The sequence below is a fragment of the Thermogemmatispora sp. genome, assembly GCF_019683755.1.
In the GTDB taxonomy this organism is placed as follows: Bacteria; Chloroflexota; Ktedonobacteria; order Ktedonobacterales; family Ktedonobacteraceae; genus Thermogemmatispora.
Genome location: NZ_JADGHT010000169.1, coordinates 1 through 9,585, shown reverse-complemented (window position 1 = coordinate 9,585; position 9,585 = coordinate 1). Strand labels below are relative to the sequence as shown.

General features: G+C 58.8%; 5 protein-coding genes. 4 read left to right on the top strand and 1 reads right to left on the bottom strand.

Going from position 1 to position 9,585, the window contains the following annotated elements; translation table 11 throughout:
- Positions 1–190: 190 nt before the first annotated feature.
- The 4 genes from polA (at position 191) to IRZ24_RS11925 (ending at position 7,843) form a co-directional block, all read left to right on the top strand.
- A complete protein-coding gene (gene polA / locus IRZ24_RS11940; RefSeq protein WP_297164425.1) occupies positions 191–3,346 on the top strand; it encodes a DNA polymerase I in 3,156 nt (1,051 codons plus the stop codon).
- Between the two features lie 84 nt (positions 3,347–3,430).
- A complete protein-coding gene (locus IRZ24_RS11935) occupies positions 3,431–4,603 on the top strand; it encodes an LL-diaminopimelate aminotransferase (RefSeq protein ID WP_297164422.1) in 1,173 nt (390 codons plus the stop codon).
- A gap of 265 nt (positions 4,604–4,868) precedes the next feature.
- Complete coding sequence (locus IRZ24_RS11930; RefSeq protein ID WP_297164419.1) at positions 4,869–7,013, top strand: amylo-alpha-1,6-glucosidase; 2,145 nt, start codon at positions 4,869–4,871, stop codon at positions 7,011–7,013.
- A gap of 341 nt (positions 7,014–7,354) precedes the next feature.
- Positions 7,355–7,843: an Hsp20/alpha crystallin family protein gene (locus IRZ24_RS11925; RefSeq protein WP_297164416.1), complete on the top strand. Its 489-nt coding sequence runs from the start codon at positions 7,355–7,357 to the stop codon at positions 7,841–7,843.
- 377 nt (positions 7,844–8,220) lie between these two features.
- Here IRZ24_RS11925 and IRZ24_RS11920 read toward each other — a convergent pair.
- A partial coding sequence (locus tag IRZ24_RS11920) for a protein phosphatase 2C domain-containing protein (RefSeq protein ID WP_297164413.1) occupies positions 8,221–9,585 on the bottom strand: 1,365 nt, incomplete at its 5' end.

Genomic DNA, 9,585 nt, shown 5'->3' with positions numbered 1-9,585 from the left:
GTTCCCCATCAACGGCCAGTCTCTGCGCCTGGGAAATTGCCTCCCAGCCAACTTACCGAGTTCTGGCAGCCCCCCCCTCTTAAGAGAGAGCGTGCGGTAGCTGCGTAAGGACCAAGGGTGCAGCTTGGGCCAGTGAGTCTGCACCCGTGGCGTGAGGAGCTTGTGGGGCCTGAAGGGTTGAGCAAAAGATATGAGTGATCTTGAGATTGCAAGAACACATAAAAAATCTCAGTGCGGTGGAAGCGATAAAAAATTGCTCCTGGTCGATGGGCATGCTCTGATCCACCGCGCATTCCATGCGTTGCCGGAAATGCTGACGACCAGCAGCGGCGAGGCGGTGAATGCGGTCTTCGGCTTCGCTAGCATGTTGCTGAAGGCTCTGGCCGATGTGCGTCCAGCCTATGTAGCTGTCACCTTCGATCGCTCGGTGCCTACTTTCCGGCATGCAGCTCTACCGACATACAAGGCGCAACGTCCTCCATTGCCACCTGTAATGCGCTCTCAGTTTGAGCGGATTCGCGAGCTGGTTCAGGCTTTCAATTTCCCCGTTTATGAGCTGGACGGCTTCGAGGCCGATGATTTGCTTGGGACCCTGGCGCGGCAGGCCACAGAGCAGGGCCTGGAGACCATTATTCTGACCGGCGATATGGATACGCTGCAGCTCGTCGATGACTGCGTGCGGGTAATGGTGGCCAAACGTGGGATTAGCGAGGTCACGGTCTATGATCGCGCAGCAGTGCGAGCACGCTATGGTATTGAACCGGGGCAGTTGCCAGACTTTAAGGGATTGGTCGGCGATCCGTCGGATAACATCCCCGGTGTGCCTGGTATCGGCGAGAAGACTGCCAGTCGCCTGATCGCGAGCTACGGCAGCCTTGAGGGGGTGCTGGAGCACCTGGCTGAGTTGAAGCCCAAGGAGCAGAAGGCCCTTAGCGCAGCCCGCGAACAAGCTCTCCAGAGCAAGTACCTGGCCACGATTGTGCGCGATGCACCGGTACAGCTTGATCTGGCTGCCTGCGATATCAGGCGCTTTAATCGCGAGAGGGCACTGGCGCTCTTCCGCACGCTGGAGTTTCATTCATTGGTCGACCGGCTGCCCGGCTCCGCTGGGGCCAGCGACGATACAGGAACAGGCGGTGAAGCGAAGGCCTCCAGACAGGCGGTCGCGCGGGGCAGTCTCCAGCCAGAACGTCTTTCTAGCGAGCAGTCAGTGAGTGTGCGGACCGAGGAGACGTCGGAGGAGATGCAGGCCGCACCTCTCGGGCTGGTTCCCATTCTGGAGCCGCCACCTCCTCCAGGACAGCTCAATAAGCTCGGTGAGACAGGCGCAGCAGTGGGGCCGTCTCTTCCTCCCCAGCAGCCTGCCACTATGCCAGCGTCTCAGGCCCGGAACCACGATCAAGTGGAGCAGCTAGCGCTCTTTGAGTTGCCCCCCCAGACCGGGGCCGAGATACGTCATTTGCGCTTACCGGCTATCGGCGAGAGCCTCCCCTTACTTGAAACGGTCAGTGAGAAAACAACCAGCACGCTGCTGATCACCAGTGAGGAGGCGCTGGCGGTTTTGGCGCACAGCTTGCGCCAGGCCGGAGCCTTTGCCTTTGACGTGGAAACGTCCTCCGAAGATCAATGGCGGGCCGAGTTGGTCGGATTGGCTTTTAGCATGGCCCCTGGCGAGGCGTACTATGTCCCCGTCGGCCATCAGCGCACGCTCGACGCAGAAGAACCGCCGGCTCAGCTTCCCTTAGCTCTTGTGCTGGAGCGACTACGTCCGGTGCTGGAAGATGAGCAAATTGCTAAATATATGCACAATGCTAAGTACGATCTTGTGGTGATGGCACGCTATGGGATTCGCATCCGGGGCCTGACCTTCGATACGCTGCTGGCAGCTTACTTGCTTGACCCAGGTCGGCGTGGCCTGGGGCTGAAAGAGCAGGTTTTTCAACGCCTGGGATACGTGATGACTCCCATCGCTCAGCTCATCGGTAGCGGTAGCAAGGCCATCAGTATGGCACAGGTTCCCGTCGCGCGCGCCGCCGAGTATGCTGGGGCTGACGCCGACATGACACTGCGCCTGGTAGAGCCGCTGCGGCGGGACTTGCAGCGCCAGGGCCTGTGGACGCTGTTCGAGCGCATCGAGATGCCGCTTGTGCCGGTGCTGGTTCAGATGGAGCTGCATGGCGTGGCTCTGGATGCCGCTTTTCTGCGCGACTTCGGTGAGCGGCTCAATGAGCAAATTCGCGTCTTGGAGCAGAAAATCTACGACTCGGTTGGACATCGTTTCAATATTAATTCAACACGCCAGCTAGCTGAGGTACTCTTTGGCGAGTTGAAGCTTCCGGTAGGGCGTAAGACGCGCACGGGCTATTCCGTCAGCGCCGAAGTCATCGAGGGCCTCAAGGGTTACCATCCGGTCGTCGATGCTTTGTTGGAATATCGCCAGCTTACTAAGCTGAAGTCCACCTACGTCGATGGGCTGCTCGCTTTGATGGACCCCGTGACCGGACGCGTACATACATCTTTTAACCAGGCCGTAACCTCCAGTGGGCGTCTCTCTTCCAGTAACCCCAATTTGCAAAATATTCCGGTGCGCACAGATCTGGGGCGCCAGATCCGCCGCGCCTTCATCGCTGATCCAAGCTATGTCTTGCTCACTGCCGATTACTCTCAGATCGAGCTACGCATCCTGGCGCGTATCACTGGCGAGAAGCGCCTGGTAGAGGCCTTTCAGAGGGGAGAAGATATCCATACGATTACGGCCTCCTCTCTCTTCCATGTGCCAGTCAACCAGGTGACACCTGAGCAACGTCGTCTAGCCAAAACAGTGGTGTATGCCATTCTCTACGGCCAATCGGCCTTTGGGCTGGCTCAGGTGACCGGTATGAGCAATGCTCAGGCCAGCGAGTTTATCAGGCGCTATCATGAGACGTTCCCCGAGGTACGACGCTATGTGGATGCCACGTTAAACCAGGCCTACAAGCAGGGCTACGTGAATACGCTCTTCGGGCGTAAGCGCTTCTTGCCAGATTTGCGGACGCTGAGCGGACCAGAACGTCAGGCCCTAGAGCGTGAGGCAATTAATATGCCCATTCAGGGCACTAACGCCGATGTGATCAAGATCGCCATGATCCGCATCCAGCACGCGTTTGAGGAGAAGGGATTAAAAGCGCGTATGATTCTTCAGGTACATGACGAGCTGGTGTTTGAGGTACCAGTGGAGGAGCTGGAGATGACACGCCGGCTGGTACGAGCCATCATGGAGGATATCCCTGAGATTGCGGAAAAGGTCCCGCTCAGGGTCGAAACCAAAGTGGGACGGAACTGGTACGAGGCTGCCCCCACCGAGTAGGCAGGGGTCACTGTTCCAGGCAATTGCCGCCATAAGGATGTTGGCGGCTTGATCTTGTTGGCGAATGCAAAAGGAGAGCCACCCGTGCAGCTATCACGCCTTGTTCAGAGTTTACCGCCATATCACTTTGCCGAAACGCAGAAGAAGCTGGCCGCTCGTCTAGCAGCGGGAGTCGACGTCATCAATCTCTCGATGGGTGATCCTGATTTGCCGGCACCCTCCGCCGTTATTGAACGCCTTTGCCAGGCGGCGCATGATCCTCAAAACCATCGCTATCCCGAGTATCGCGGGATGCGCACGCTCCATGAGGCCTTTGTTGCCTGGTTTGAGCGGCGCTTTGGGGTGACTCTGACCCCCGAAGAGGAGACACTGCCCCTCCTGGGGTCAAAAGAGGGCTTAGCCTACGTCGCAGCGGCAGTGCTTAATCCAGGCGATGTGGCTCTTGTGCCAGATCCCAATTATACCGTCTACGTGACAGGTACAACTAGCACCGGAGCCTATCCTTATTTGTTGCCGCTGCGTGAAAGCCATGATTACTTGCCCGATCTGGAGAGCATTCCCTCTTCAGTGCTACAGCAGGCCCGCCTCCTCTGGCTGAACTACCCGAACAACCCTACTGCCGCTTGCGCCGACTCTGCTTTTTTTGAGAGAGCCGTTGCTTTTGCACGCCGTCATGACCTGCTGATCGTGCATGACATGGCCTATGCCGAGGTCTATTTCGAGCAGCGCCCTCCGAGCATTCTAGAGATTCCGGGCGCCCGTGAGGTGGCTGTCGAGTTGCACTCTTTGAGTAAGACCTACAATATGGCGGGTTTCCGTGTCGGCTGGCTGGTCGGCAATCGCCAGGTTGTGGATGCCGTGGGACGGCTCAAGAGCAATGTCGATAGCGGTATGTTCCGCCCGATCCAGCACGCAGCCATTGCAGCTCTGCAATTGCCCGATTCTTGGATACAGGAGCGAAACGCTATCTATCGTCGCCGCCGTGATCTGCTTGTGGCAGGCTGCAATAGCTTGGGACTGCGCGCTCGCCAGACGCAGGCCGGTCTCTATGTCTGGGCAGCAGTACCTGAAGGCTTTAAGGCGCGTGATTTCGCTAGTTGGCTTTTCGATCAGACTGGCGTTCTGTTGACGCCAGGGTCAAACTTCGGCGCCGCCGGTGAAGGCTATTTGCGTATTGCTATGACAGCTCCCGAGGAGCGCATTGAGACCGCCTTGCAGCGGATGAAGACGGCTTTACGCGAGTTACCACGCCCTTAAGTCGGGGCTCCTCGTCTAGGCAGGTTGCTCTCTGCCAGCGAGACCAGACGGCCAGTTCAATTTCTGCGGGTAATTGCCTGCTTCTGAGGCGCTGCTCCGCTTTGCCAACGCTCGTGCAGCAGCGATAGCGATGGATGGAGAGATCATACATAGATAGGGATGGGGGAGCATGCTCAGGCCCTGCAGCGGTGCTTATTTGCTTGCTCGGTATGCTGCGGTGGCTCCCACTCCTCCATCTTAGCTTAGCGCCAGGGGAACGAGGGCCATGATGCAACAGTCAGAGACAAGCGCAATGAAGCGCACTTCGCTGAACGCATGGAATCTCTCACTTGGCCGCGCTATCTGCGGCGATGTTCAGGCAGGTCTGGAACGCGAATGGTTGGTTACGAATGGTCTCGGCGGTTACGCCGCTGGCTCACTGCTCGGAGCCACGACGCGCAGCTACCACGGCCTGCTTGTCGCCGCCCTTCGCCCGCCGGTCGAGCGCTGGGTACTCGTGACAAAGGTCGATGAGGAGCTTCGTCTCCCCCAGGGTCCGATCCTGAAATTGGGGGTCAACGAGTACCACGATGGCACGCTTGACCCGCAGGGAATGTCGTACCTCGATAGCGTTTGTCTGGAGGGCGACATTCCCTGCTTTCGTTATCGCTTGGGACAGGCTCTCACGCTAGAGAAGCGGATCTGGATGGAGTACGGGCAGAATACAACCTATGTTCAGTACACTTTGCACGGCAGCTATGACGAGGGAGGCGAGCAGGAGAAAGCTCCTTCCCTTCTCACGCTGCTGCCTTTCTGTGTCGCCCGCAGCCATCATAGTACCATGCGCGGTGATCCTGGCTGGCGTTTCCAGGTCGAGCAGGAGGGCAATCGCTACCGTATTCGCGCCAGTGCTGATGCTCCTACCTGTCAGCTCATTGTGGGCCCGAGTGCCCGCTTTGAGCCGCGAGGATTGTGGTATTGGCGTGTACTCCATCGCCATGATCGCGATCGTGGCTTGCCCTGTGAGGAGGATGTGTATTTGCCAGGCGTTTTCCATCTTCCTTTGATTCCAGGGGAGCGTGTCACTTTGGTGCTCAGCGCCGAGCACGAGCCGCCTGCTGCATTGGGCAGCTCCCAGCATGAGGAGCATGTCGCCCAGGCCTATGCGTATCACCGCCGTCGTCTCAAGCAGCTCCTCGCTGTAGCCGATCGCAGTGTGGATGATCTGGCCCAGACTGACCCTGTTCGGGCACGTCTGGTCGTAGCTGCCGATCAGTTTATTGTGGCGCGCCCGCAGTATGTGCTTACTCCCACAGGCAAGCGCTATTTGCAGCTCTCGCCCGATCACAAGACGATTATTGCCGGCTATCCCTGGTTCGAGGTTTGGGGCCGCGATGCTATGATTGCGCTGCCTGGCCTGCTCTTAAGCACTGGTCGCTATAGCGAGGCACGGGGACTGCTCAAGTCCTTCGCTTCCTCCGCTAATCAGGGGCTGTTGCCGAATCGCCTTCCAGAGAATGCCGCAGAGCCAGAGTATAATACTGCCGATGCCTCGCTCTGGCTTTTCCGGGCTCTTGACCGCTACCTAGCTGCAACTGGCGACTGGACACTGCTGAAGGAGTTGTTTCCTGTCCTTGAGGAGATCTTGCAATGGTACATCCGCGGGACGCGCTACGGCATCGGTATGGATGAGCGCGATGGCTTGCTCTCCGTAGGGTTGGGAACGACTGATTTGCAGTTGACCTGGATGGATGCCCGCGTTGATGGTTGCCCGGTGACTCCGCGTCGCGGCAAGCCTGTCGAGATCAATGCCCTTTGGTATAATGCTTTGGCCTGTATGGAGAGCTGGGCGATGCGCCTGGCCGTTGATGCCACACGCTACAGTCAATTGCGCATCCAGGTGCGTAAGCATTTCGCTGAGCGCTTCTGGTATGCCGAGGGAGGCTATCTTTACGATGTGATCGATGTCGATGGGCAGTTGGGGCAAAACGATGCCGCTCTTCGCCCGAACCAGCTCTTTGCTGTGGCCTTACCGCGTCGCCTGTTGAACGATGAGCAGGCGCGCAGCGTCGTCGAGCGCGTGAGAGCCGAGCTGCTGACGCCGCTGGGGCTACGCACGCTGAGTCCCCGTGACCCCCACTATCGATCGCGTTTCAATGGCGATCAGCGTCAGCGCGATAGCGCCTATCATCAGGGGACAGTTTGGCCCTGGCTCATTGGTGCCTATATCGATGCCTACCTCCATGTCTACAAGGACAACCAGGCGATTCTGTCTCTGTTGGAGCCACTGGTGCGCCACTTGTGGGAGGCCTGTTTGGGAACGATTAGCGAGGTAGCCGAGCCGGAGCCTCCTTTTACGCCTGCTGGCTGCTTCGCTCAAGCCTGGAGCGTGGCCGAGGTGCTGCGCTGTTGGACACAGGTTACCGAATAAGCGGCTCCGGGAATCTCAGGGTGCCTCTCTCCCTCTTCTCGGTGGGAATAAATTCCCCCCCGCCATTGTTTCTTGAGGGTGGAAAGGCCAGAAGGAGGCCCGCCAGTCGAGGGTTGGGCTGCTGACCTGCTGACCCGTCCATCCTTTCCTTCAAGCCGTCAATCGACGGACAGCAAAGGGAGCTGGTCGTGGTCGGGTAAGCACCAGACTGACTGGCTGGGCAAGTGGAGCGCGTCCAGAACCTTCTGGCACGGGACCACCCTGATGGAAGGTGTCGCCGTGATGGCCTGACATCGCTGCGTGACAAGGTAGTCATATCACGACGAAGGAGGTGACGGACCATGACGACGACGATGGTTCGCTTCGATCCCTGGCGTGAGATGATGAGCCTGCGCGAGGCGATGGACCGGCTGTTCGAGCAGACCTTTGTGCGTCCGTTCTTCGGTACGCCCTTTAATCCAACCCTGCCCCTGAACGTCTATGAGACCGATCAGGGCTATCAGGTGCAGGCGCTGTTGCCGGGCGTGAAGCCGGAGGACATCGATCTGACGGTCCAGGAGAACACCCTGACGATTAAGGCGCGCTATCCGGCCCTGGTGGACGAGGGGAAGCAGGTGAACTGGCTGCTGCACGAGATCGGTTCCGGCGAGTGTACGCGCAGTATCACCTTTGCTAAGCCGATCATGGCCGATCAGATCGAGACGCACTATGAGCATGGTCTGCTGACCATCAGCGTTCCGGTCAGTGAGGCCAGCCGGCCTAAGCGCATCGCGATCACTGTCAGTCAGCCCGAGCCTCAGAAGGAGCTGGCAGCCGCTGGCGCCCGCTGAGGTGTGAGGGCGGCTCACACGTGGCGGATGGCAGTATCGGGCTACTCCTCCGTCCGTGTCGTACGCTCTCACCGGAAGCGGCACAGGCAAGGTGCAGGCAAGAAGCGAGGACCGCGTGGTAAGGGAGATTGAGCGGGTGATCAAGGCTGCTACCGGTCCTGTGGGCGGCTGACCTGTCAGTCGCAAGGCATTCAGCGCGCTTCCGGTGAGGGCCATGCCCAGAAGTAGTTTCTGTCCGCATGGCAGACCTTTCTGAATGTCCAGGCTTAGAGGCCTGGTCTTTTTTTGCCTTTCTTTCTCTCTTTCTTGGGCTGGCGCCGGGAAGCAGAGAGACAGACGCGCCAAGTCAAAGGTGGGTGAAGAGGCAGGCCCGCGCTTTATTGTACGCGCACAAGAATGACACTGATGTTGCCCTCACCGCCGGCCCGATTGGCTTCGTCAACAAGTGAGCGCGCCAATTGCTGAAGATCACCCCCACGCGCCAGCAGCTCGCTCAAGCGCTCGTCGCGGAGCATATGCCAGAGGCCATCCGTACACAGCAGAATGAGGTCGCCTACTGCTACCTGGCAATCGAAAAAGTCAACGGGCAGATGGGGCGCCAAACCCAGATGGCGGTAGAGGCGATGGCGCCGAGCGCTGTTGTAGAGTTCATCGGGTGCTATGAGCTCCGCCTCAACCAGGTGAGCTGCCAGCGAGTGATCGCGAGTGATGCGTTCGAGACCCCTGCTGGGGACAAAGTGATAGGCCCGACTGTCTCCAACGCTTACGACATAGAGGTGGCGACAGTGAAGCAGGGCCACCGTCAGCGTGCTGGCCATCGCAGTGTTATAGTCGGCGTTAGAATGGTAGATGACCTGGTTGGCGCGTAAGACGCTTTCTCGCAGCCAGGCCTCGGCCTGCTGTGCGACTTGTGAGGAGCTTCCATTGTGGGCTTTGGGAGGAGGCGCAGTCAGGCGCGGGATCAAGAAATCGGCCACTGTGGCGATGGCCAGATGACTTGCTTCGTGCCCCCCTATGGAACGCCCCTCTGGACCCCGCAGGCCATCGGCAACCCCAAAAAGACCGAATGGACGCGGCGGCAGCCCGAGACCCAGGCCTAGCCCTTGGACGATAAGAAGCATGTCTTCGTTGTCCTGTGCTACGTAGCGCCGTCCTACATCGCTGACATAGCCAACCTGGCAGACATCAATGACGAGCGGGGAAGTGCCATTGAGGGCCTGCCCGCAATGGCGGCAATAGCGCGAGCTAGGCCGGTTTTCTCGCCCACAGCTCCCACACGGATTCTCAGGGATGAGTGCGCGCACTAATAGATTGGCCCCACTGCGCAGGGTAGAGCTGCGCTCCAGCGGAGGGACAATCACGGTCGGGGCTACTGCGGCTGAGGCGAGAGCTGCTTTCACCGCGTCAGCAAAAGCCCGCGCGTTCGGCCAGCGCTGCGTTGGATCAATGTGCATGGCTCGCAGGATGGCCTCATCTACTTCGGCATTGAGCGCTGGATTGAGTTGGCTCGGTGGAGGTAGCTCAGCTGAGTGACTGCGTACAATCGCCTGAAATGGGAGCAGGCCTGTGAACATCTGATAGGCTACTACTCCCATTGAATAAATGTCGCTCGCCGGCTCGGCCTGCCCTTTCTCTTGCTCGGGAGCGATATAGTGTTGAGTGCCAAGAGCCCAACCCCGTTGTGTCAGCGGGATCTCTTTCTCCATTGCGCGGGCAATACCGAAATCCGTTAGGACTAACCG